General features: G+C 43.2%; 21 protein-coding genes. 13 read left to right on the top strand and 8 right to left on the bottom strand.

Going from position 1 to position 25421, the window contains the following annotated elements; genetic code table 11:
• Positions 1-189: 189 nt before the first annotated feature.
• From L0M85_RS05465 to L0M85_RS05455, 3 genes are all read right to left on the bottom strand, one after another.
• Positions 190-1032, bottom strand: a complete 843-nt coding sequence (locus tag L0M85_RS05465; RefSeq protein ID WP_006596980.1) for a sugar ABC transporter permease — start codon at positions 1030-1032, stop codon at positions 190-192.
• Between the two features lies 1 nt (position 1033).
• The gene (locus L0M85_RS05460) at positions 1034-2329 is read right to left on the bottom strand and encodes an ABC transporter permease subunit (RefSeq protein ID WP_238656631.1); all 1296 of its coding nucleotides are present in this window, start codon (positions 2327-2329) and stop codon (positions 1034-1036) included.
• Between the two features lie 81 nt (positions 2330-2410).
• Complete coding sequence (locus tag L0M85_RS05455) at positions 2411-3667, bottom strand: extracellular solute-binding protein (RefSeq protein ID WP_048690288.1); 1257 nt, start codon at positions 3665-3667, stop codon at positions 2411-2413.
• A gap of 474 nt (positions 3668-4141) precedes the next feature.
• Between L0M85_RS05455 and malQ the strand changes: the two genes are divergently transcribed.
• From malQ to nrdI, 4 genes are all read left to right on the top strand, one after another.
• Positions 4142-5659 carry a 4-alpha-glucanotransferase gene (gene malQ, locus L0M85_RS05450; RefSeq protein WP_238656630.1) on the top strand — a complete coding sequence of 506 codons (1518 nt, stop codon included), beginning with the start codon at positions 4142-4144 and terminating at the stop codon, positions 5657-5659.
• A 22-nt stretch (positions 5660-5681) separates the two neighbouring features.
• On the top strand, positions 5682-7940 hold the full coding sequence (gene glgP, locus L0M85_RS05445) for a glycogen/starch/alpha-glucan family phosphorylase (RefSeq protein WP_156677039.1): 2259 nt from the start codon (positions 5682-5684) through the stop codon (positions 7938-7940).
• Positions 7941-8113: 173 nt separating this feature from the next.
• Positions 8114-8626: an ABC transporter permease gene (locus L0M85_RS05440; RefSeq protein WP_125329293.1), complete on the top strand. Its 513-nt coding sequence runs from the start codon at positions 8114-8116 to the stop codon at positions 8624-8626.
• Between the two features lie 55 nt (positions 8627-8681).
• The gene (gene nrdI / locus L0M85_RS05435) at positions 8682-9149 is read left to right on the top strand and encodes a class Ib ribonucleoside-diphosphate reductase assembly flavoprotein NrdI (RefSeq protein WP_125329292.1); all 468 of its coding nucleotides are present in this window, start codon (positions 8682-8684) and stop codon (positions 9147-9149) included.
• A 335-nt stretch (positions 9150-9484) separates the two neighbouring features.
• On the opposite strand, the gene L0M85_RS05430 is transcribed toward nrdI, so the two are convergent.
• Both L0M85_RS05430 and argS read right to left on the bottom strand, forming a co-directional pair.
• Positions 9485-9730 (bottom strand): MarR family transcriptional regulator, encoded by a 246-nt coding sequence (locus L0M85_RS05430; RefSeq protein WP_238656629.1) that lies wholly within the window; start codon positions 9728-9730, stop codon positions 9485-9487.
• Positions 9731-9896: 166 nt separating this feature from the next.
• Positions 9897-11585 carry an arginine--tRNA ligase gene (argS, locus tag L0M85_RS05425; RefSeq protein ID WP_238656628.1) on the bottom strand — a complete coding sequence of 563 codons (1689 nt, stop codon included), beginning with the start codon at positions 11583-11585 and terminating at the stop codon, positions 9897-9899.
• Positions 11586-11687: 102 nt separating this feature from the next.
• Between argS and argR the strand changes: the two genes are divergently transcribed.
• From argR to L0M85_RS05405, 4 genes are all read left to right on the top strand, one after another.
• Positions 11688-12131, top strand: coding sequence for an arginine repressor (gene argR, locus L0M85_RS05420; protein ID WP_006595388.1), 444 nt, complete (start codon positions 11688-11690; stop codon positions 12129-12131).
• A gap of 106 nt (positions 12132-12237) precedes the next feature.
• Positions 12238-14781 (top strand): DNA mismatch repair protein MutS, encoded by a 2544-nt coding sequence (gene mutS, locus L0M85_RS05415; RefSeq protein ID WP_238656627.1) that lies wholly within the window; start codon positions 12238-12240, stop codon positions 14779-14781.
• A 157-nt stretch (positions 14782-14938) separates the two neighbouring features.
• Complete coding sequence (locus tag L0M85_RS05410; protein ID WP_238656626.1) at positions 14939-15655, top strand: zinc ribbon domain-containing protein; 717 nt, start codon at positions 14939-14941, stop codon at positions 15653-15655.
• A 39-nt stretch (positions 15656-15694) separates the two neighbouring features.
• A complete protein-coding gene (locus tag L0M85_RS05405) occupies positions 15695-16999 on the top strand; it encodes an SPFH domain-containing protein (protein ID WP_238656625.1) in 1305 nt (434 codons plus the stop codon).
• A gap of 175 nt (positions 17000-17174) precedes the next feature.
• Here L0M85_RS05405 and L0M85_RS05400 read toward each other — a convergent pair whose 3' ends face one another.
• Both L0M85_RS05400 and L0M85_RS05395 read right to left on the bottom strand, forming a co-directional pair.
• Positions 17175-17633: a DUF3021 domain-containing protein gene (locus L0M85_RS05400; RefSeq protein WP_238656624.1), complete on the bottom strand. Its 459-nt coding sequence runs from the start codon at positions 17631-17633 to the stop codon at positions 17175-17177.
• Positions 17627-18067: a LytTR family DNA-binding domain-containing protein gene (locus tag L0M85_RS05395; RefSeq protein WP_185776829.1), complete on the bottom strand. Its 441-nt coding sequence runs from the start codon at positions 18065-18067 to the stop codon at positions 17627-17629. Before L0M85_RS05395 ends, L0M85_RS05400 begins: the two co-directional genes overlap by 7 nt.
• A gap of 252 nt (positions 18068-18319) precedes the next feature.
• Between L0M85_RS05395 and mutL the strand changes: the two genes are divergently transcribed.
• From mutL to L0M85_RS05380, 3 genes are read left to right on the top strand one after another with little or no spacing between them, the layout of a single operon-like run.
• A complete protein-coding gene (gene mutL / locus L0M85_RS05390; RefSeq protein WP_238656623.1) occupies positions 18320-20269 on the top strand; it encodes a DNA mismatch repair endonuclease MutL in 1950 nt (649 codons plus the stop codon).
• Between the two features lie 20 nt (positions 20270-20289).
• Positions 20290-20883, top strand: coding sequence for a Holliday junction branch migration protein RuvA (gene ruvA / locus L0M85_RS05385; RefSeq protein WP_195550383.1), 594 nt, complete (start codon positions 20290-20292; stop codon positions 20881-20883).
• Between the two features lie 9 nt (positions 20884-20892).
• Positions 20893-21456: a DNA-3-methyladenine glycosylase I gene (locus L0M85_RS05380; protein WP_238656622.1), complete on the top strand. Its 564-nt coding sequence runs from the start codon at positions 20893-20895 to the stop codon at positions 21454-21456.
• A gap of 54 nt (positions 21457-21510) precedes the next feature.
• Here L0M85_RS05380 and L0M85_RS05375 read toward each other — a convergent pair whose 3' ends face one another.
• Positions 21511-22548: a S66 peptidase family protein gene (locus L0M85_RS05375; RefSeq protein WP_238656621.1), complete on the bottom strand. Its 1038-nt coding sequence runs from the start codon at positions 22546-22548 to the stop codon at positions 21511-21513.
• A 358-nt stretch (positions 22549-22906) separates the two neighbouring features.
• Between L0M85_RS05375 and L0M85_RS05370 the strand changes: the two genes are divergently transcribed.
• Together L0M85_RS05370 and recA are read left to right on the top strand one after the other, a co-directional pair.
• Entirely contained in the window at positions 22907-24175 is a 1269-nt protein-coding gene (locus tag L0M85_RS05370) for a competence/damage-inducible protein A (protein WP_233331826.1), read from the top strand.
• Positions 24176-24222: 47 nt separating this feature from the next.
• Positions 24223-25365 carry a recombinase RecA gene (gene recA, locus L0M85_RS05365; protein ID WP_125335103.1) on the top strand — a complete coding sequence of 381 codons (1143 nt, stop codon included), beginning with the start codon at positions 24223-24225 and terminating at the stop codon, positions 25363-25365.
• Positions 25366-25421 lie beyond the last annotated feature (56 nt).

Raw genomic sequence — 25421 nt, 5'->3', positions numbered from 1 at the left:
ATGGAGAGCATAACAAGATTTTATCCTTAACCAAAGATGGGAGAGAAACTGGTAGCAAATCAATCAACTTGCTACCCTTGTCCCACTCCCATCCTTTCCTTAAAGATAAAATTAATGTGACTGGGAGAAAAGCACGAGAGGAGATCTTGTCCTTTTCATCATGGCTGGAAGGTTATAGAAAAGTTTATTTTATCCTTTATCCCCACCAGCTGTCAAGCCTGAAACAAAGTTCTTTTGAAGGAAGAAGAACAGAACACAGATTGGAACTGCAATCAGAATCGCACCTGCCGCAAAGAAGGCAATCTTTTGATTTTTTTGGTCGCTGATAAAGGTTTGAAGACCAACAGCTACCGTGTAATTGATTTCATCGCGAAGCAAGAATTTAGACAAGATGTAGTCTCCAAAAGGTCCCATGAAGGCCCAAAGAGCTTGTACCGCAATCATTGGGCGAACCAATGGAAGGACGATTTGCCAGAAGCGACGGAAGTGTCCAGCACCATCCAATTTTGCAGATTCATCAAGTGAAATTGGGACTGTATCGAAGTAACCCTTCATCAACCAAGCGTTCATTGGGATTCCTCCACCGACATAGAGGAAGATGAGGAACCAGCTGTGGTTCAAGGCATTCAACATCAAGGCCATAACGAAGAAGGCAGTCAAAGCAGCCATGGTAGGCACCATTTGGATAATCAAGAAGAAGACCAAACTTTGCTTACGAGCCAAGAAGTTGTAGCGGCTGTATGCATATCCTGCCAAGGTAATGATGGATGTTTGAGCGACCATGGTAATAATGGCGATGATCAAGGTGTTGAGATACCAGGTACCATATAAGGTGTCCGTAAAGAGTTTTTGGAAGTTATCAAAGCTGAGACTGCCACTGAAATCAAGCGTAAAGGCACTGACATTACCAGTTTTGAAGGCTGAAAGAACCGTGATCAACAATGGATAGATGATGATGATGGAAAGGACAACCAAGTAGAGGTAAGTCAAGAAATGATTAAGGCGGCGTTTAAATTGAACTGAATTTTTCATTTTACACATCCTCCATATCAAATGCGTGCAGTTTCTTGAAGGCAATCATCGAGATCGAGATGACAATCAAAGAGATGATCAACGTAACCGCAGCAGCTATTGAGTATTGAGGTGATGAGTTCGTTGTCAATTTATAGATCCAAGAAATCAAGATATCTGTCGAACCAGCATTACCACCAACAGATCCAGGTCCACCATCGTTAAAGAGGTAGATAATGGAGAAGTTGTTAAAGTTGAAGGTGTATTGGCTGATGAGAGTTGGTGCCGCAACCGCCAAAATCATTGGGAAGGTAATGTTGCGGAATTTTTGCCAAGCGTTGGCCCCATCAATATAGGCTGCTTCGTAAAGGTCGTTTGGAATAGATTGCAAGATTCCGAGTGTCAAGACGTAAATGTAAGGGAAGCCGAGCCAACCTTGCATCATAATCAAAGCAATCTTCGTCCAGGTAGGATCAGTTTTCCAAGGAATGAGAACCCCATCCAAGAATGGGAAAATCTTCGCAAAGAGCGGAAGGACTTGCGCATTGATGGCCCCGATACTATCGTTGAACATGTTTGAGAATGTCAAGATCGTAATGAAGGCAGGAACCGCCCAAGGAAGAAGGAAGATAACACCGAAGATGCGTTTTCCTTTAATGAATGGTTGGTTGGCAATAATAGCCGTTAGGATACCAAGAACGATTTGAAGAGTAGAAGCTGCCAAGGCCCAGATCAAGGTCCAGCCCAATACAGATGTAAAGGCAGAACGGAAGGTACTCAAAGTCCACATGTTGGTGAAGTTTTGAAGTCCGATCCAATCAAGGAGCGTAAAACGAGCTGTATGCTTAAAGTCGTAGTTGGTAAAGGCAATCATCAAGGTAACCAAAACAGGGAAGATGATTGCAAAGGTCATGGCAATATAAGAAGGGATGATCAAGAGATAGGGGAAGCCATTTTCATAGATAGCATTCACCATCTCTTTTAGGGTCTTCGGCACTCGAATACCGTTATTAATCCGCTTAGCTACAGTACCCGCATCTTTGATATTCAAGGCGTAGAACATCAAATAAACGACGGTGATAATTAAGTGGAAGGCACCACGAATTAAGATAAAAAGAGAATTATCTTTTCCACGGACAGTACCGAGGGTAATTAGTTTAGACAATTCCTCCAAACCAATACCGAAAAAGTATGCGAGAAAGACAAGTGTTACACCAAGGAAGATGTATCCTTTTGCTTTCTGTTTGTTATAGATTTGTCCCAAGCCAGGAATGAGGGATAGCCACATTGCCTTTTTGGGATTTTGTTGTGTTTCCATATCGACTCCTTATAAGTGAGCGACCAGAGGCCACATCACAGCGAAAGGCTGGGAAAGATTCCCAGCCCCTTGGGAACTGTATTACTTGCCACCGAATTTTTGTTCGATAGTTTCTTTGATTAATTTCACAGCATCGTCAGCAGCATCTTTAGAAGATTTCTTACCACTTACAGCGTCGAAGAGCATAGTTGCAGCTGGATCCCAAACAGTACTCATTTCAGAGATGTTTGGCATTGGTTGTGCATTTTCAAACTGTTTAACAACGGCAGTTGTCAATTCATCGTTTTTACCAACAGCGTACTCACGAGCTTCTGTGTTAGCTGGCACTTCGTTTGTCTTATCGTAGAAAGCTTTTTGTTGATCAGTTGAAGTCAAGAAGTCTACAAATTTTTGAGCTGCTTCAGGGTGGTTAGCACCTGCAGGGATAACCCAAGCTTTACCACCACCGAAGGCAGAGTAAGCTTTTCCATTTGGAAGAGTAGGGATAGTTGCTACACCGTAGTTTACTTTTGCTTCTTTCAATGAAGATGCTTTCCATGGACCATCGATGATGGCAGCTGTCTTACCTTCTTGGAATTGAGTTTGGATGAAGTTTGCAGCACCTTTAGTGTCTTGCAATCCTTTAGGCCATTTAGCATACCAAGTTTTCGCGTATTCGATACCATCGATCGCACCTTGGTTGTTCAAACCAACATCTTTTGGATCTGTACCATCTTTACCGAAGACATATCCACCGTTACCTGAAAGAAGTCCATATGCATAGTAGAAGTTTGTCCAGTCAGCAAGGAAGGCAGTGTTTTTACCAGCTTCGCCAGCGAAGTCATACTTGCTGTCTTTTGCCAATTCTTCAAGTTCACCAAATGTTTTTGGAGCTTCTTGCATGAGGTCTTTGTTGTAGTAAAGAACCAATGTTTCGATAACTGCTGGTGCACCGTATACTTTACCACCGTTTGTTACAAGTGATTCAGTTGTTTTGTCGGTCTTGCTGTCTTTGTTCAATTTCACTTCAGCCAATTGACCGTCGTTACCAAGACCACCTACGCGGTCGTATGGTGCCATCATAACGTCTGGAGCTTTACCAGATTGGTTGTCAAGAGACAATTTGTCCAATCCACCAAGAGCGTCACCTGTCTTGATCGTTACTTTTGTTCCACTTTCTTTTTCAAAAGCTTTCGCAGCTTCTTCCATGTAAGCTTTGTAACCATTGTCAACGTAGACTGTCAACTCGTTTTCAGAAGCAGCAGAGTCGTCTTTTTTGCCTCCACAAGCTACCAAAAGAAGTGATGCGAATCCAACTGTACCAAGTACAGCAGCGCTTCGAAGAATTGTGCGTTTCATGATTTATTCCTCCTAAAGAATAAAAATAATATTATTAGTTGAAAACGTTTTAGACAAACGTTTTCCTTAACACGAATAGTATATCACAGGAAGAAAACGTTTGCAAGTTCTTTGTGCAAAAAAAAATTAAAAATTTTTTATCTTCTATTAAATACACACAAATAGTTGACAAGAAAATAAGAAAAGGATAAACTAGGCGTGGGGTGAACCTGCAGAAAAAATCATAAAAGTTTAGGAAACCTCTTGCATAAACCACAAGAATACTTTATAATGGACACGTAACGCAAACGTTTTCCTTAAACGTTGCATAAAGATGATCTAGGGTCATTTATAAATAGGTTAAATTTTTTTCTATTTCTGACAATTGCACTATTCCTAACCCTTCTAAAAGTCGGAATGAGAACTGGATTAGAGTAGAAAGTTGGTCTATTTTTCTTCGAAACAAAAAATATTAAACTAAAGGTGGTACCCTCAATGAAAAAACGCCAAAGTGGTGTCTTGATGCACATTTCATCCTTGCCTGGGAAGTATGGAATCGGTTCGTTTGGTCAAGCAGCTTACGATTTTGTCGATTTCCTTGTTCGGACTAAGCAACGGTATTGGCAAATTTTGCCTCTCGGAACAACCAGTTATGGAGATTCTCCTTATCAATCCTTCTCGGCTTTTGCAGGCAACACCCACTTTATTGACTTCGATCTCTTGATCGATCAAGGGCTCTTGGATGCATCCGATGTCGAAGGTGTTGATTTTGGTCAAGACCCAACAGAAGTAGACTATGCGAAGATCTTCGAACAACGTCGTCCTCTTCTAGAAAAAGCGGTTAAAGCTTTTATTGAAAACGGTGATTGGGATGACTTCAGCCGTTTTGCTGAAGAAAATGCAGCTTGGTTGGAATTATTTGCTGAATACATGGCTATTAAAGAGCACTTTGAATTAAAAGCATGGACAGAATGGCCAGACGCTGCGATTCGTGCACGCCAACCAGAAGCCCTTACTTCATATCGCGCTCAATTGGAAGACAAATTGACTTACCATCGAGTAACACAGTATTTCTTCTTCAAACAATGGTTGAAATTGAAAGCATACGCTAACGACAACCATATTGAGATCGTAGGTGATATGCCAATCTACGTAGCGGAAGATTCAAGCGATATGTGGGCAAATCCTCATCTCTTTAAAACAGATGAAAATGGAAAAGCAACCTGCATCGCAGGATGCCCACCAGATGAGTTCTCAGCAACTGGTCAGCTTTGGGGCAACCCAATCTATGACTGGGAAGCAATGGACAAAGATGGTTACAAATGGTGGATTGAACGCTTGCGTGAGAGCTTCAAGATCTACGACATCGTGCGGATTGACCACTTCCGTGGCTTCGAGTCTTACTGGGAAATCCCAGCTGGTTCTGATACAGCAGCACCAGGTAAATGGGTTAAAGGTCCTGGCTACAAACTCTTTGCCGCAGTGAAAGAAGAACTTGGTGATTTGAACATCATCGCAGAAGACCTTGGCTTCATGACTGACGAAGTCATTGAGCTTCGTGAGCGCACAGGCTTCCCAGGCATGAAGATCCTTCAATTTGCCTTCAATCCTGACGATGAAAGTATCGACAGCCCTCACTTGGCACCAAACAACTCAGTTATGTATACAGGAACACACGATAATAACACTGTTCTTGGGTGGTATCGCAATGAAATTGACGATCCAACTCGTGAGTACCTTGCTCGTTACACCAACCGTAAAGAATACGAATCTGTTCCACATGCGATGCTTCGTACCGTCTTTGCTTCAGTCAGCTTTGTGGCCATCGCTACCATGCAAGATTTGTTAGAGTTGGATGGCTCAGCTCGTATGAACTTCCCATCTACCCTTGGTGGCAACTGGGCATGGCGGATGACAGCGGATCAATTGACTCCTGCTGTCGAGCAAGAATTGCTTGATTTCACAACCATCTATCGTCGTATCAATGAAAATTTAGTAGAATTAAAGAAATAAGACATTATCAGGAGACAAAAAAATGTTACCATTAAAAGAATTTGTACAAAAACGTTACAATAAATCTATCGCAGAATGTAGCAACGAAGAGCTTTACCTTGCTCTTCTTAACTACAGCAAACTTGCTAGCAGCCAAAAACCAGTCAACACTGGTAAGAAAAAAGTTTACTATATCTCAGCTGAGTTCTTGATTGGTAAACTCTTGTCAAACAACTTGATTAACCTTGGTCTTTATGACGAAGTTAAGAAAGAACTTGCTGATGCAGGTAAAGAGTTGATCGAAATCGAAGAAGTAGAATTGGAACCATCACTTGGTAACGGTGGTTTGGGACGTTTGGCAGCCTGCTTTATCGACTCAATCGCTACACTTGGTTTGAATGGTGACGGTGTTGGTTTGAACTACCACTTTGGTCTTTTCCAACAAGTTCTTAAAAACAACCAACAAGAAACCATTCCTAACGCTTGGTTGACTGATCAAAACTGGTTGGTTCGTTCAAGTCGTAGCTACCAAGTACCATTTGCACACTTTACATTGACATCTACTCTTTACGATATCGATGTACCTGGATACAAAACAGCTACTAAAAACCGCTTGCGTTTGTTTGACTTGGATTCAGTTGATTCTTCAATCATCAAAGACGGTATCAACTTTGACAAGACAGATATCGCTCGTAACTTGACTCTTTTCCTTTACCCAGACGATAGCGACAAACAAGGTGAATTGCTCCGTATCTTCCAACAATACTTCATGGTTTCAAACGGTGCACAATTGATCATCGATGAAGCAATCGAAAAAGGAAGCAACTTGCATGACCTTGCGGACTACGCAGTTGTACAAATCAACGATACTCACCCATCAATGGTGATTCCTGAATTGATCCGTCTTTTGACTGAACGTGGTATCGAACTTGATGAAGCCATCTCTATCGTTCGTAGCATGACTGCCTACACAAACCACACAATCCTTGCTGAAGCCCTTGAAAAATGGCCTCTTGAATTCTTGGAAGAAGTGGTTCCTCACTTGGTACCAATCATCAAAGAATTGGATCGTCGTGTTAAAGCAGAATACAAAGACCCAGCTGTTCAAATTATCGATGAGAGCGGACGTGTTCACATGGCTCACATGGATATCCACTACGGATACAGCGTAAACGGGGTTGCAGCTCTTCACACTGAAATCTTGAAGAACTCAGAGTTGAAGGCCTTCTACGACATCTACCCAGAAAAATTCAACAACAAAACAAACGGTATCACATTCCGTCGTTGGCTCATGCATGCTAACCCAAGCTTGTCTCACTACTTGGATGAGATCCTTGGACGTGACTGGCATCATGATGCTTCTAAGTTGGAAGACCTTCTCTCATACGAAGATAAAGCTGCTGTCAAAGAAAAATTGGAAAACATCAAAGCTCACAACAAACGTAAATTGGCTCGTCACTTGAAAGAGCACCAAGGTGTGGAAATCAATACAAACTCTATCTTTGATATCCAAATCAAACGTCTTCACGAGTACAAACGTCAACAAATGAACGCTTTGTATGTGATCCACAAATATTTGGACATCAAGGCTGGTAATATCCCTGCTCGTCCAATCACAGTCTTCTTTGGTGGTAAAGCAGCTCCTGCCTACACCATCGCTCAAGATATCATCCACTTGATCCTTTGCTTGTCAGAAGTCATTGCAAACGACCCAGCAGTAGCTCCACACTTGCAAGTAGTGATGGTTGAAAACTACAACGTGACTGCAGCAAGCTTCTTGATCCCAGCATGTGATATCTCAGAACAAATCTCATTGGCTTCTAAAGAGGCTTCAGGTACTGGTAACATGAAATTCATGTTGAACGGAGCTTTGACGCTTGGTACTATGGACGGGGCTAACGTGGAAATCGCTGAGTTGGTTGGCGATGAAAACATCTACATTTTCGGTGAAGATTCAGAAACTGTTATCGACCTTTACGCGAAATCAGCATACAAATCAAGCGAATTCTACGCACGTGAAGCTATCAAACCATTGGTTGACTTCATCGTGAGCGACGCTGTTCTTGCAGTTGGTAACCAAGAACGTTTGTCTCGCCTTCACAATGAGTTGATCAACAAAGACTGGTTCATGACCCTTCTTGACTTGGAAGACTACATCAAAGTGAAAGAGCAAATGTTGGCTGACTACGAAGACCGTGACGCATGGTTGGATAAAGTCATCGTCAACATTGCTAAAGCAGGATTCTTCTCATCTGACCGTACCATCGCTCAGTACAACGAAGATATCTGGCACTTAAACTAATTTGTTTTCAACATTCTAGAAGCAATATACTTAGAAAGAAGAGCTCCTTTTGAATCATATCCTGATTTAGAGGGAGCTTTTTTAGCACAGGATCGCTGGGAAAATCTAAACTTGCGCTTCCCTAAGGTTCACGTTATAATAAATACTATGGATATTAGAAACGAGGAAATACAATGAAGAAAAATCCAATTTATATGTATGTCTTGCTAGCTTTATCAGCTATGGGAACTCTATTAACTGCTCAGTCCTTCTTTGGATTGGCTAAAGTGGAGCTCACAGATGAAATGGCAGCTTCTTTGAACTTAACCACTGCTCTTGAACGGGAAGAATACAAAGCCTTCCTTGAAAAATTAATCGTAGCCTTACGCGGACCGATTGCTTGGTTGTTGCTATCTCTTTTGATTGGGGGCTTGATTGCAGTTGGCTATTTCTTCCTGTCTAAAAAGGATATTGTTAAGGCGACCTATGCCTATATGGGACAGATTAGTGCCTTTGTCTTAATGAGCTTGCATAATTTCTTGTCTTATCGTTCTTCTATGTCTGTGATCACGTCAGACAAATTGCGGACCTTGTTACAGGCTTCTAGCTTATATGCACTTGTCTTGAGTGTGGTTGTAGCCCTTGTTTACTTGGGAATCCTCCTCTACAAATTGAAAAATAGACCAGCTAGCGACCTTCAAGCTTAGATCATAGCATTTAAAAACTCCTCAAGTCTGGAACAAAGAAGAGGAGCTGGTCTGATTGGAGAAGAAAATGAAAGTATGTTTTGTCTATATCAGTTTAAGTGGCAATACTGAAAGTTTTGTTCGTCGTCTCAGTGATTATCTATGGGAGCAGTACCCTGACTTGGTCATTGAAAAAATCCATGTCAAAGATATAGTCAAAGAAGGAAAGCCCTTCTTTGAAGTTGATACACCTTTTATCGCCTTTTTGCCGACCTACCTAGAAGGAGGAAATGGTGTTGATAATGGAGATGTGGAAATTTTAACGACCGATGTAGCAGACTTTATTGCCTATGGAGACAATGCCACTAAATGCTTGGGAGTTGTAGGATCAGGAAATCGCAACTTCAACAATCAATATTGCCTAACGGCCAAGCAGTACAGCCAACGCTTTGGTTTCCCTGTGCTAGCAGACTTTGAGATGCGAGGAATGCTAGGGGATATCAAAAAAGTAGCAGCCATTGTAGAAGATTTGTATCACTTTTAAAATTAGAACCTCCAAGCCTAGGCTTGGAGGTTCGATTGAAGATAAAGTCTTCTAAATAACTTTCCTTAGGTGAGTACGGACGTCAGCGAACTTCTACAAAGTTCCATGACTTAGTTTTGAGCCTAAGGTCTCAAAACTCCCGAGTGCTAGAAACACTATTGTTTCTAGCACTTTTCTCACAGCGGAAAGTTATAGATTTGCTTAAATGATTAATAATAATGAACATTATTTTGAAAATCATCTAGCTATATTATTTTAAAAATTTGTATTGAAGCACTTTCCTTATCAAAAGAGAAGAGGAGGCGAGATTTAGTTTCTCGCCTCCTTTTTGCTGCTTATTTTAATTGATCTGTGATTTCTTTCGAGAGCAAGAGGCCGAGGCGATAGTCCTTATTGATGGCGTGGATGACATCGTTGATGTTTTCCGTCGTTTGGATTTGTTCCTTGATGCTTGCCTTGAAGACTTCATCTTTTAAGAGTTGCTCTTGTAAAATCTTTTGCAGTTTTTCTCTCTCGTGTTTATTGATTAAAAAGAGAATGAGCAGACTAACTAAAATAAGAATATAAACAGTTTGATTCATAGGGTTCTCCAGAGGATAAGATAATGGATGAAGGGAAGCGATAATCCCTAAAAATATAGGTGTGTTTAGCATGAGAAAAGGAGTGAGATGGAACTAAATAAGGCTTATTTAGCGATTCCTCTCACCCCTACAAGAGATGGTTTCCTATCAAAAAGTAAGGAAGAAATTACATTTTCTCAGGTGCATCGACACCAAGTAAGCGAAGGGCTTCTTTCAAGACAACTGCTGTTGAATAGCTAAGAGCTAGGCGGCTATCGCGTTCTGGACTTTCATCCAAGATACGAGTGTGAGCATAGTACTTGTTGAAGGCTTGAGCCAAGTTGATAGCATATTTAGCAATCAAGGATGGATCATAGTTTTCAGCAGCACGTTTCACGACACGAGAGAAGTCTTGGAGAAGTTTGATGATTTCCCAGCTTTCTGGGTCGTTCAAGCTGTATGTTGCATCTGCTGATGGTGTGAAGTTGGCTTTGCGAAGGATGGATTGGATACGTGCGTATGCGTATTGAACGTATGGTCCAGTTTCCCCTTCGAAGGATACCATGGCTTCAAGGTCAAAGTCATACCCGTTGCGACGGTCTGTCTTCAAGTCGTAGAATTTAACGGCACCAACACCGACTGCATGTGCCACTTCTTCCTTGTTTTCCAATTCAGGGTTCTTTTCTTCGATCTGAGCTTTGGCACGAGAGATCGCTTCTTGAAGAGTTGGTTCGAGCAGGATGATATTTCCTTTACGAGTTGACAATTTTTGGCGGTTCTTTGTGACCAAACCAAAGTCAACGTGGATCATATCGTCGCTCCAGTCAAATCCCATTTTCTTCAAAACAGCTTTCAACTGACGGAAGTGGTTGGATTGTTCTTGACCGACAGCATAGATGTTTTTCACAAAGTTGTAAGTCCGTGCACGGTAGATAGCAGTGGCGATATCACGAGTGATATAAAGAGTGGCACCGTCTGTTTTCTTAATCATAGCTGGTGGAAGGTTGACATCATCCAACTCAACGATGCTAGCTCCCTTAGATTCTTTCAACAAGCCTTTTTCTTCAAGGATTTGGACAGCTTCATCCATCTTGTCATTGTAGAAAGCTTCTCCGTTTAAGCTGTCAAATTCAACACCGAGGAGTTTGTAGATACGGTTGAATTCTACCAAGCTTTCGTCACGGAACCATTGCCACAATTCAGTTGCTTCTGGATCTCCATCTTCCAATTTCTTGAACCAGAGACGTCCTTCCTCGTCCAAAGCAGGATCGTTTTCAATTTCGGCATTGATGCGGACATAGAGTTTCAACAATTCATCGATTGGATTGGCTTCGACAGCTTCCTTGCTACCCCATTTTTTATAAGCGACCATCAAGAGACCAAATTGTTTACCCCAGTCTCCCAAGTGGTTGATTTTAATGGTGTTGTAGCCCATTTTGCGGAAGATATTTGAAAGAGCATCTCCGATAACGGTTGAGCGCAAATGACCAACTGAGAAAGGTTTTGCAATATTTGGACTAGAAAGGTCGATGGTAATATTTCCTCCATGTCCTTCGTCTTGCTGACCGTAGTCTGCACCTGCTTCGATAACAGATTTGATGACTTGATCAGAGATCTTAGATTTGTCCAAGAAGAAGTTTACGTAAGGACCAGTAGCAACGACTTTTTCAAAGTGAGAGGCATCGATTTTTTCCGCAATATCAGCAGCAATCGCTTGAGGAGCTTTGCGTTCGATTTTAGCCAAAGAAAAGGCAGGAAAGGCGATATCTCCGAGGTCTGAAGATTTTGGTTGCTCTAGTAAATTTAAGATAGTTTCTTGGTCTAAGCCTTCAATGACTTTTGCCAATTCACTTGCAATAAGTTCTTTATGATTCATAGTAGCTCCTTTGGTCTTTTGTTACTATTCTATCACAAAATTCGGCCTTTCTTCAAACTTTTTGGTATAATCAAAGTATAATTATTCAAAAGTGGAGCAAAAATGAAAAAAGATGAACGTCAGCTTTTGATTCGAGAAATTATTCAAAATGAGAAGTTATCGACGCAAAAAGACATTCAAGACCGTCTAGATCAAAGAGGGGCGGGAGTGACCCAGACAACCTTATCTAGAGATCTACGAGAAATCGGTCTGATCAAGGTAAAAGAAAAGGGTGGCCTCTATTATAAATTAGCAGACGAACCGGATCGAACAGATATTTTTAGACTGATTGCTCAATATGCACAAGTGGTCTCTAGAGCGGAGTTCACACTGGTTGTTCGGACGGAGCTGGGAGAGGCGGCTATTTTAGCCAACGCAGTCGATGAGATTTTGGATGATCAAATCCTTGGCACCGTCGCAGGGGCCAATACCCTCTTAATTGTTTGCAAGGACCAAGAAGTAGCACAAACAGTCCAGCAGACCATTCTCCAACATTCTAGTCACTAGTCAAGGGCGAGGGACCAGTCCAGAAAGGGATCGGCCCTCATTTTATGTCAGTTTAGAGTTGGAGTAAGCACTCAGAATGAATGCAATGATATAGAAAAGGAACGATATGGCAGCAGAAAAACTATCACCTGGCATGCAGCAATACCTAGATATCAAAAAAGACTATCCGGATGCTTTTTTGCTCTTTCGGATGGGGGATTTTTACGAGCTCTTTTATGAAGATGCCGTCAATGCAGCTCAGATTTTAGAGATTTCTTTGACCTCTCGGAATAAAAATGCAGAAAATCCGATTCCCATGGCTGGAGTTCCCTATCATTCAGCCCAGCAGTACATCGATGTCTTGATCGAAAAAGGTTACAAGGTAGCTATTGCAGAGCAGATGGAAGATCCCAAGCAAGCCGTCGGTGTAGTCAAACGGGAAGTGGTCCAAGTCATTACTCCGGGGACCGTTGTCGATTCGACCAAGCCAGACAGCGCCAACAACTTCCTGATAGCCTTGTCTCATGATGAGACGGATTATGGCCTTGCCTATATGGACCTAGTGACCGGGGAGTTTCAGGTTACCAGTCTAAATGATTTTGCCATGGTCTGTGGGGAGATCCGCAACCTACGGGCGCGTGAGATTGTCCTGACCTACTCCTTGTCAGAAATGGAAGAAAGAGTCCTTCTTGGGCAAATGAACCTCTTGCTCTCCCCTATCTCAGAAGTGGCGGAGGATGTCCAACTTTTAGGGGGTGAGTTGACTCATTTGGAGAGAATAGCGGCAAGAGGCCTGCTCCAATACGTCCAGGAAACCCAGAAGCGGGAACTCCACCATATCAAGCCTGCCCATCACTATGAAGTCCGTGATTTCTTGCAGATGGATTATGCGACCAAGGCGAGTTTGGACTTGACAGAAAATGCTCGGACTGGCAAAAAACATGGCAGCCTCTACTGGCTCCTAGATGAAAGCAAGACAGCCATGGGAGGCCGTCTCTTGCGGGCATGGATCCAGAAGCCTTTGATGGACCGCCATCGGATCGAGGAGCGCCAAGAGATTATCCAAGTCTTCTTGGACCATTTCTTTGAGCGAAGTGATCTGGCAGATCGTCTCAAGGGTGTCTATGACATCGAGCGCTTGGCCAGTCGGGTTTCCTTTGGTAAGACCACTCCCAAGGACCTCTTGCAGTTGGGCGAAACCCTACGCCATGTTCCCTTGGTCAAGTCGCTCTTGGTAGAGATGGGAGAGCCGGTGCTAGACCTCCTCATCGCCCAGTTAGATGAGCTACCAGAGCTTTGCCGTCTCATCGAAGCGGCGATTGATCCGGATGCCCCGATTGTTCTAACAGAAGGCAATATCATCCGTACCGGCTTTGACCCAACTCTGGACCAGTACCGTGTCGTTCTCCGGGAAGGGACCGGCTGGATTGCAGAGATTGAAGCCAAAGAACGGGAAGCCAGTGGCATCACCGGACTAAAAATTGACTACAATAAAAAAGATGGCTACTATTTCCATGTGACCAATTCCCAATTATCCCGTGTGCCAGCACATTTCTTCCGCAAGGCAACCTTGAAAAATTCTGAGCGCTTTGGGACAGAAGAACTGGCTCGGATCGAAGGGGAGATGCTAGAAGCTCGGGAACAGTCGACTAGCCTAGAGTATGCGATTTTCCTACGGATCAGAGAGGAAGTCGGCAAGTACATTCAGCGCTTGCAGTCCCTAGCCCAAGCCCTAGCAACGGTGGACGTCTTGCAAGGTTTGGCCTGTGTAGCTGAAAGACAACAACTGACCCGGCCAGTCTTTCAAGAGGCGCGTGATATCCGGATTGAGAAGGGGCGTCACCCAGTTGTTGAGAAGGTGATGGGAGCTCAAAGCTACATCCCCAACAGCATTTCTATGGATGAGACCTGTGATATCCAGTTGATTACGGGGCCCAATATGAGCGGGAAGTCCACCTATATGCGTCAGTTGGCCATCATTGTCATTATGGCTCAGATTGGTTCCTTTGTACCGGCTCAAGCAGCGACCCTCCCTCTTTTTGATGCGATTTATACCCGGATTGGGGCTGCAGATGACTTGGTGTCCGGCCAATCGACCTTTATGGTTGAGATGATGGAGGCTAACAATGCCATTCGCCAAGCGACTCCGGCTTCTCTCATCTTGTTTGATGAGTTGGGACGGGGAACGGCGACCTATGATGGGATGGCCTTGGCTCAAGCCATCATCGAATACATCCATGACCGGACAGGTGCCAAGACGCTCTTTGCCACCCACTACCATGAGTTGACCGACCTGGAGCATACCCTATCTCGCTTGCGCAATGTCCACGTCGCCACCTTGGAGAAGGATGGCCAAGTGACCTTCTTGCACCGGATTGAAGAGGGACCGGCGGATAAATCCTATGGAATCCATGTGGCCAAGATTGCAGGCCTGCCAAGCGATCTCTTGAAGCGGGCAGATACTATCTTGAGTCAATTAGAAGGCCAAAGCCACGAAGTGCCGATGGCGACTCCAACACAAGAATCCTCTCCAGAGCTTGGAGAACAGTTATCTCTGTTTGCAGCAGATGCCACTCATCCAGTACTAGAAGAATTAAAAACTCTCGATATTTACAACATGACCCCGATGGAAGTCATGATGGCAGTTGCCGAGATGAAAAAGAGAATTTAAAAAACAGAGCTTGATGAATTGTTCAAGCTCTATTTTTTATAAAAACTTGTAACCGCTTAGAATGCTTTTGTTAAAGGGTGAAAATGAATTTACAGAGCGGCGAAAAAGCGGTATAATGAAACCGTGTCGCCGATACTTTTTGGCGTAAACTGGGAAAATGGAGAAAAAGAAAATGGGTTTTTGTATAAATTGTGGACATGCACTCGTTGAAGGTGCTCGTTTTTGTAGTGGTTGTGGTGTAGAGATAGGAGAAGCGCATACAGAATCGGAACAAAGGAAATCAGTCTATGATGGAGAGCTCCATAAGTGTCCAAATTGTGCTGAGATGCTAAACTCCTTTATGTCTTCGTGTCCAAGCTGTGGCTATGAGCTAAGGGGATCAAAGAGCAAGAGCAGAGTGGATGAATTAGCAACCAAATTAGAGTTGGCTGAAAGTGCGGAACAAAAAATTAGTATCATTCGAAATTTCTATGTTCCAAATACAAAAGAAGATATTTATGAATTTGTCATTCTAGCGACTTCAAATATGAATTCGTATGATTATGATTATGAAGCTTGGGAAGCAAAGCTACAGCAAGCTTATCAGAAGGCAACACTTTCTTTTGGAGATACTCAAGAATTTCACTACATTCATCAGTTGTACACTCAGACTCAAAAACATAAAAGACAAAAAGTTTTGGTTACTACCGTTAAGAAATCCAAAAAATTGCAATTCCTTCTAACTTTTACTATCGGATTAATTATAATTTCAATAGCAGCTCTATTGGAAAATGCATTGGGTAAAGGGAATGCTCTTGTACTTATTTTTTCAATACCTGGAACACTTTTACTATTGGGATCATTTTTACTAATCCCTTGGAGAAAAAGAAAATAAATAACATGTTTAAATATTGAAAAGTTATAGGAGAAGGGTATGAAAGTATTTGGTATGAATAAAACAGGCGGTTTCATGGATGAAATCCGTTGTGATGAAGCATCCTATTTGATATGGAAATGGCATCCTAGAGGGGTTCAACAAGGTGCAAGTGATCGAGAAAATGCTATCCGCTGGGGATCCTCATTACGTGTTAAAGATGGAGAAGTTGCTGTCTTTGTTTATAAGCAAAAAGACGGGACGATACAAGATTATATTTTAGGTCCTTATGACCAGACTATTAAGACATCGAACTTTCCCATTTTAGCAAGCATAGTAGGAGCGGCTTATGACGGTGGGACACCCTTCCAAGCAGAAGTTTATTTCATCAATCTTGCGCAACTTATCCAAGTGAAATTTGCAGTGCCATTTTTTGATGTCTATGATCCAAGGTTTTTAGATTTTGGTGTTCCTGTTGCAGTTCGAGGAACAATTAGCTTTAAAATTTCTGATTATAAGGAATTTATCAAGCTCCATCGACTTCAAACATTTAATCTTAATGATTTTCAAAAACAAATTAAGGATGCAGTAGCTCGATATACTAAAAATATTGTTGCGAATGCTCCTGCGGAACATAACATTCCTGTCATTAAACTTGAGAATAAAATTGCCATAATAAATGATGCTCTTGAAAGAGATGTCATAGAGAGGTTGGAAGCTACTTTTGGTGTCACTGTTTCAAATGTTGATATTGCGTCAATAGAAATTGATAAGGCAAGTGAAGGTTATCGACAGCTTATTTCCGTTACTAAAGATGTCACAACGGCTAAGATCGAAGCTGAGACAACTGATTATGTTGAGCGAATTCGTATTCAGCGTGAAGAAGGACAATATGCCCAGCATAAGCAGACGCAGTCTTCAAATCTAGGTGCTTTCCAAATTGAGAAACAAACAGAGGTTGGTATTGCTGGTGCTGAAGCATTAGGACAAATGGGCTCTGCTGGTTCAGGAACTGTTTCATTGGGAGGAGATGCAGGTTTTAATCCTACTGCAATGATGGCAGGTATTGCGGTTGGCGGGGCTGTAGGCCAGAATATTGCCGGAACGATGAATAATATCATGACGAATACGCAACCACAGATGGGGATGACACCGCCACCCCTACCTACAACCGCCTATCACATAGCTGTTAATGGACAAGCATCTGGACCTTTTGATAAGAATGCTTTGACGCAAATGGCTCTATCAGGGCAGTTATTACCTTCAAGTCTAGTCTGGAAACAAGGAATGACAGAATGGATGAAAGCAGACTCCGTAGATGATTTGAAAGATTTATTTATGCCACCAATTCCTCCAGTGAAGTAAGCATAGGAGAATATAGATAGACTGTTTTTCGTAAAAAAATTGAGTCATTTTATTAGAATCAATTCTGAATAGATTAAAACTTTCCGCTGTGAGAAAAGTGCCTGAAACACAGTTGTTTCAGACACTCGGAATTATTGAGAGTAAAACAGTTCATTCGAACTGTTTTTTGAATTCTTCAGGCTTTCCCTTGCAACTGTTGGTTGATCTCTTCTACTTTTTTCTTGTAAATGCGATAAGAAACCGCCCAGATAACCAAGTACACAAGGCTAAACTCTATAATGACGGAGATGTAGAAGCTGATTTGGATTGGGAACCAGCCTCCCAAAGTTGCCAAAGGTAGAAAACCAAAGAGCATCAAAAGGTAGTGGCTGAGGGTCGCACGGAGGAGGCTCCAGTCTTTGTTGAACAGGTTTTTTCCTAAGCTGAAGAGCAAGCCGATGCCAGCCCATATAAGGATACAATAGAGCATGACAAGGGATCCATGCACGTCGTGGGCTTGCATCCATTGTCCAACGCCTGAACTTGGACTGAGAGGCATGTAAGTGGAAGATGAGTTTAGGAAAGAAAAGACGATAGAGAGGGTAAGGCCGATGAAGATGCCTTTAGAGGCATTCGATAGATGAGTCTTTAACATGATAATTTCTCCTTAATAGCTTTTAAATAGCGACGAGACGAATAGGTGATGGTCCCGTTTTTCAGATTGATTTGGACCGATCCGCTGCTGGTAAAATACAGCTGATCGATTTCTTTGGTATTGATAATTTCAGATTGGGAAATTTTTAAAAAGTAGATGGGCAAATCTTCAGAGAGTTGGTAGAGAGGACCGGTGAGGATGAAGTGGTCATCCTTTGTTTCCCCAACGACTTGACGGTTTTCAATATAGAACCGATGAAACAAGTGAGTCTCTACAAGATAGGTTTCGCCCTCCTTTTTCGCTCGCAAGCGTTCCTTCTGGTCCAATTCCTCTATGAATTGTTGGACTTTCTGGATGCGTTCGCTAGGTTGTGGCGCTGTAATGGCTACGCCTTCTTCTTGAAAATGGGGGTCAATGGTAACTGTTACTTTCATACAAATCCCTTCTAACATATTGACGTCAAGTAAGCGATCCGCTAGCAGGCCTTCTTGCTTACAAGTCTATTAAACACTTTTTCAGGCATCAAGACAAGGCTTTTCGCATATTCGGTCAGTTTGTCTGTTTATCTGGTAGAAGACGGTATCTTTAATGGAGCTGGAGCACAAGGTTTTATAAAGGGAGGGCTTCCTTGTAGATATGGTATAATAGTTCTACCTATGCGCGTATAAAACATAAGAGGGGAAGCTATGTCACAGATTATCGAATTACCAGAAATTCTAGCCAATCAAATCGCTGCCGGTGAGGTCATCGAGCGCCCTGCTAGTGTGGTCAAGGAACTGGTTGAAAACTCCATCGATGCGGGAGCTAGTCAGATTGTCGTAGAGATCGAAGAAGCTGGCTTAAAGAGCATTCAAATCACGGATAATGGACAAGGGATTGCCCATGAGGAAGTGGAATTAGCCCTTCGTCGCCATGCCACTAGTAAGATCAAGAGTCAAGCCGACCTCTTTCGCATTCGGACCCTAGGTTTCCGTGGCGAGGCCTTGCCGTCTATTGCCTCTGTCAGTGTCATGACCATCCTGACAGCTCAGGAAGGAGCTAGTCATGGGACCAAGCTAGAGGCTAAAGGGGGCGAAATCACTTCTCTTGAGCCGGCGACTAGCCCTGTGGGGACAAAAATCACAGTTGAGGACCTCTTTTTCAATACACCAGCCCGCCTCAAATATATGAAGAGCCAACAGGCAGAGTTGTCCCATATCGTCGACATTCTCAACCGCCTGAGTCTGGCCCATCCAGAGATTGCCTTTACCTTGATCAATGACGGCCATGAAATGACACGGACGGCAGGGACGGGAAATCTCCGTCAAGCCATCGCAGGAGTCTACGGGCTCGCTACCGCTAAGAAAATGGTTGCCATCGAGACAGGTGATTTGGACTTTGAAGTGTCGGGCTTCGTCTCTTTGCCAGAATTGACCCGGGCCAATCGCAATTACATTAGTCTCTTTATCAACGGTCGATACATCAAGAATTTCTTGCTCAATCGGGCCATCTTGGATGGCTACGGCAGTAAACTCATGGTCGGACGCTTCCCGATAGCGGTGATTAATATCCAGATTGACCCCTATCTAGCGGATGTCAATGTCCACCCGACCAAGCAAGAGGTGCGTATTTCTAAAGAACGAGAACTAATGGCCTTGATCTCCCAGGCTATTGTCTCCGCTTTGAAAGAGCAGGATCTGATTCCAGATGCTCTAGAAAATCTAGCTAAGTCAACGCTTCGTCGAACAGAAAAGCCAGTCCAGACCAGCCTCCCTCTAAAAGAAAATAGTCTCTATTACGACCGAGACAAGGGAGACTTCTTTGTCCGTCCAGAGGTCGGGGAATCCCAGCCAAGTGGTGAATTGACCCCAGAGCAAACGGTTCTCTTTGCCCCAGAAGAGGGAAATCAGGAGGCCAAATCACCAGCCATCAAATTCGCGGAGCGAAAGGCGCCTCAGTATGATCAACTGGATCACCCAGAGTTGGATCTAGCTAGTCTAGACAAGGCCTATGATAAGTTGAACGGGGAGGAACATTCGACCTTCCCAGAGTTGGAATATTTTGGTCAGATGCATGGGACCTATCTCTTTGCCCAAGGTAATGGGGGTCTCTACATCATTGACCAGCACGCGGCCCAAGAGCGGGTCAAATACGAAGAATATCGGGAGAGCATCGGGAACGTAGACGGCAGTCAGCAACAACTGCTGGTGCCTTATATCTTTGAGTTCCCTGCAGACGATCTGATTCGCCTGCAACAGCGCAAACACCTCCTAGAGGAAGTGGGAGTTTATCTTGAAGAGTACGGAGCCAACCAGTTGATCTTGCGGGAGCATCCGATCTGGATGAAGGAAGAAGAGATCGAGTCGGGTATCTACGAAATGTGTGACATGCTCCTTTTGACCAAAGAAGTGTCCATCAAGAAATACCGGGCTGAGTTGGCCATCATGATGTCCTGCAAACGCTCCATCAAAGCCAACCACACACTGGATGATTACTCCGCACGGGATCTCATCTACCAACTATCCCAATGTGACAACCCTTATAACTGCCCTCATGGCCGTCCTGTCTTGGTTAACTTTACCAAGTCGGATATGGAAAAGATGTTCCGACGCATTCAGGAAAATCACACCAGTTTACGGGAATTGGGCAAGTATTAAACAAAGAATAAAGGAAGATTATGTACGAATACATTAAAGGAATTTTAACGAAAATCACTGCTAAATACATTGTGGTAGAAACAGCTGGAATCGGCTATCTCTTGCATGTGGCCAATCCTTATGCCTACTCTGGAAAAATGAATCAAGAGGTGCAAGTCTATCTGCACCAAGTGGTCCGTGAAGATGCTCATCTTCTCTATGGTTTTGCGACCGAAGAAGAGAAACAGCTCTTTTTAAACTTGATCTCAGTCTCTGGGATTGGACCTGTCTCAGCTCTGGCTATTATCGCTGCAGATGACAATGCAGGCCTTGTCCAAGCCATCGAAAGCAAGAATATTACCTACTTGACCAAGTTTCCGAAGATCGGCAAGAAAACAGCCCAACAGATGGTCTTGGACCTAGAAGGTAAGATCAATCTTGACCTAGAAGATGCACCGGCTCAGTCCAAAGCCAAAGTTTCAGAAGAAAACCAAGCCCTGGAAGAAGCTATGGAAGCTATGTTGGCATTGGGCTACAAGGCAACGGAGCTTAAGAAAATCAAGAAATTCTTTGAAGGCACGACCGATACAGCAGAGAACTATATCAAGTCTGCCCTGAAGATGTTGGTGAAATAGGAGGTTCCTATGCCAAAACGTTGTGGCTGGGTTAAAATGAACAATCCTCTCTATGTGGCCTATCATGATGAGGAGTGGGGACAGCCCCTCCACGATGACCAGGCGCTTTTTGAGTTGCTCTGTATGGAGACCTATCAGGCTGGACTATCTTGGGAAACGGTACTCAATAAACGGCAGGCTTTCCGAGAGTCTTTTCATGGTTACCATCTTCAAAGTGTCGCGGAGATGACGGATGAGGAACTGGAGGCTTTGATGGACAATCCAGCTATCATCCGAAATCGTGCTAAGATCTATGCGACACGGACCAATGCTCAAGCCTTTTTACAAGTCCAGGCAGAGTTTGGCACCTTTGATGCCTATCTCTGGTTTTTTGTCGATGGAAAAACCATTGTCAATGATGTTCCAGATTACAGTCAAGCACCAGCTAAAACAGCCTTATCTGGGACATTATCCAAGGACCTCAAAAAGCGGGGTTTTAAGTTTACAGGTCCTGTTGCAGTTTTGTCCTTTCTACAAGCTGCAGGTCTGGTTGATGACCATGAGAATGATTGTGAATGGAAAAGTGGTAAGTAGTGAGTACAGATAGCGAAAGTATTTGAGAATATAGAAAAAGCTGAGAAATTTATCTCAGCTTTCTTTGTTATAGTCAAAGCGAATGACTTGCTCCGTTGCATCTACATACGCGTGGACTCCAAAGGGAACAATCGCTCTTGGAGTTGCATGACCAACATTTAGATTATAGACAATCGGGATATTGCTATCAATGAAATCCAATAGTGCCTCTTTATAGTCGTTATAGAAAGTTTCATCCATAGGTTTTCCGACTAATAGTCCATTGATGACCTCGAATATACCAGTTTCCTTTAAAGTCCGCAACATCTTTTTGAAGTCTTCAGGATTAGGCTTTTCTTCGCTGGTTTCTAGCAGTAGGATCTTTCCTTCCCAGTCGGATAAGTCAGGGAAAAGATTGTATTTTTGGCAGAGGTCTGTGCTATCTGCGTGTAGAGAGTTGTCAAAAATATCATAGAGAGACTCAAGACAACCACCGAGGATTTCTCCCTCAAACTGAGCATTGCCTTGTAACAAGTCAAAACCTGTATTTGCATGGCTGACACGAGGTGTTCCCAAGGCTTTGGGACTAAAATCAGTCCGTTCCTCGTACCAAACGTTACTAGGGCGAATTTCTGAGATTTTTCCAGTCTCAATCAATTCTTTAAAGTAGTGGCGGCTATATGGCAACATTTCTTTGTCTAACTCACAAATGTCTGCTAGAAATGATTGGCCGTAAAAAGTCTTGATTCCTAGTTTATGCAACATGAGATGGTTCATGGTCGTATCCGAGAAACCGAGAAAAATCTTTGGTTTGATAACCTTTTGTAGTTGGTCATTTTCAAAAAGATAAGGTAGCAAGCGATAGGTATCGTTTCCACCAATGGCGCATAGGATCATGTCGATGCTATCATCAGAAAAGGCCTGAATCAAATCCTCTGCACGAGCTTCAGGATGTTCTTTGATAAAATCTAAGCCTTTTAGCGAATGAGGTAGAAAGATAGGATTGAGTCCGAGGTCCTTGAGACGTTGAATACCCAAGTCCACTTCGTGCTTGACAAAGTCTTCACCCATAGTCCCACTAGATAAACTTATAATACCAATAGTAGAAGTCATATATTATCCTCCTAAAAATAAATTGATGCTATTGTATCATAAAAAATGATAGGAAAATATAAGGAATAGCGTTAGAGATACGATTTTATGTCAATAAAGCAATATAAAAATGACCGCTCGATGTGCTTACTTCAGAATATAGGCAAGCCCTTTTAGAAGTTGGTTACCACGTAGTTAAATCTCTTAGGAATATTGATGTAACGGAATTTATAAGAGTTTTTTTACTTTATAATACTCTAAAAGAAACAGATTGAAGAAAGTTACCTAAAATGAACTTTTTCTTCAATCTGTTTTTAAAATAATTTAGGAAATTGTGTTACAATGAAGAAAAATTACGAATAGTATAAGTGGAGGCGTTATGAAAGCAGAGATCATTGCAGTGGGAACCGAAATTCTCACAGGACAGATTGTCAATACCAATGCGCAATTCTTATCAGAAAAGTTGGCCGGTCTAGGGATCGACGTTTATTTCCAAACTGCAGTTGGGGATAATGCCGATCGTCTCTTATCTGTTCTTGCGATTGCGCGTGATCGAAGTGATCTCGTCATCCTCACGGGAGGCCTCGGACCGACCGAAGACGATCTGACCAAGCAGACTCTAGCCCAGTTTTTGGGTAAAGATCTGACATTTGATCCAGAAGCAATGGCCAAGTTGGACCGTTTCTTTGCCAGTCGGCCAGACCATGTTCGAACTCCCAACAATCTGAGACAAGCTCAAATAGTAACAGGCTCAACACCGCTCCAAAATCTGACCGGTTTGGCAGTGGGAGGACTAATCGAAGTAGAGGGCGTTAGCTACGTGGTCTTGCCTGGTCCCCCTAGTGAATTGAAACCTATGGTCAATGATGAGTTAGTGCCTCTTCTAGCAACAGGAGAAAAGCTCTACTCACGCGTCTTGCGCTTCTTTGGGATTGGGGAAAGCCAGCTGGTAACCGTTCTAGCCGATGTGATTGATGGCCAGACTGATCCGACGGTGGCTCCTTATGCCAAGACCGGAGAAGTGACCTTGCGCTTGTCGACCAAGGCCGTGTCACAAGAGCAGGCTGATCAGAAATTGGATCGGTTGGAGCAAGTGATCCTCCGTCATGAGACTTTGGATGGTCAAGCCTTGAGCCAGCTCTTCTATGGCTATGGAGATGACAATTCCCTAGCCAAGGTTGCTTTTGAACTCTTGCGCGAGAGAGGTTTGACCCTAACCGCAGCAGAGAGCTTGACGGCCGGGATGTTCCAGTCGACTCTGGCTAATTTTTCAGGAGCCTCGGCAGTCCTACCAGGAGGTTTCGTCACTTACAGCATAGAGGAAAAGAGCAAAATGCTCCAAATCCCCCTAGCTGAGTTGCAAGAACATGGAGTGGTCTCTGCCCATACAGCTGAGCGGATGGCAGCGCAAGCCCGTCTCTTAACAGGGGCCGACTATGGAGTCAGTCTGACAGGTGTTGCTGGTCCAGACAGTCTAGAAGGCCACCCAGCAGGGACCGTTTTTATTGGAATTGCAGGTCCTAAAGGAGTCCAATCGATCAAGGTCAATATCGCTGGCCGGAGTCGTATGGATGTTCGTAAAGTTGCAGTCCTTCATGCCTTTAATCTGGTACGCCGGACTGTATTATTAGATGAAAATTTGCTATAATGATAAGAAGCTTGTATAGCATTACGCTTTGAATATAGGAGAAAAGAATGGCGAAAAAACAGAAAAAATTAGATGATATCTCTAAGAAATTTGGAGATGAGCGTGAAAAAGCGCTCAATGATGCCCTAAAGTTGATTGAAAAAGACTTTGGTAAAGGATCCATCATGCGTCTGGGCGAACGCGCAGAGCAAAAAGTTCAAGTCATGAGCTCAGGTTCCTTGGCTCTTGATATTGCCTTGGGTGCTGGTGGTTATCCAAAAGGTCGGATCATCGAAATCTATGGTCCAGAATCATCTGGTAAAACAACCGTTGCCCTCCATGCAGTAGCGCAAGCACAGAAAGAAGGAGGCATTGCTGCCTTTATCGATGCCGAGCACGCTTTGGACCCATCTTATGCTGCAGCTCTTGGGGTTAATATTGATGAACTCCTCTTGTCTCAACCAGACTCAGGAGAACAAGGACTTGAAATTGCTGGTAAATTGATTGACTCTGGTGCCGTTGACTTGGTCGTTATCGACTCTGTTGCTGCCTTGGTCCCACGCGCAGAAATCGATGGTGATATCGGTGATAGCCACGTTGGTTTGCAAGCTCGGATGATGAGCCAGGCTATGCGTAAGCTCGGAGCTTCGATCAACAAGACCAAGACCATTGCTATCTTTATCAACCAATTGCGTGAAAAAGTTGGGGTCATGTTTGGGAATCCAGAAACCACACCTGGTGGTCGTGCCCTTAAATTCTACGCTTCTGTTCGTCTAGATGTTCGTGGAAATACTCAAATCAAAGGGACTGGGGACCAAAAAGATACCAACGTTGGTAAGGAAACCAAGATCAAGGTTGTGAAGAACAAGGTGGCTCCACCGTTCAAAGAAGCCATGGTTGAAATCATGTACGGGGAAGGAATTTCACGTACAGGTGAATTGCTAAAAATTGCGACAGATCTTGATTTGATCCAAAAAGCTGGTGCTTGGTATTCTTATAACGGTGAGAAGATTGGCCAAGGTTCTGAAAATGCTAAGAAGTACTTGGCAGACCATCCAGAAATTTTTGATGAGATTGACCACCAAGTGCGCGTGCGCTTCGGCTTGATCGATGATGACACTGCTGTAGTTGCACAAGATGAAGTAGCTGAAAGCCCACTTCTTGAAGAAGTAACACTAGATCTTGATGATGCTATTGAGATTGAAGAGTAATTTTTTTCAAAATAGGTCGAAAGACTGATGGTTTTTATGGTATAATATACTACAAT

The sequence above is a fragment of the Streptococcus sp. DFI.7.26 genome (assembly GCF_022240605.1).
Lineage (GTDB): Bacteria > Bacillota > Bacilli > Lactobacillales > Streptococcaceae > Streptococcus > Streptococcus xiaochunlingii.
The sequence above is the reverse complement of the archived record's forward strand: the minus strand, read 5'-3'. Positions and strand labels throughout refer to the sequence as shown.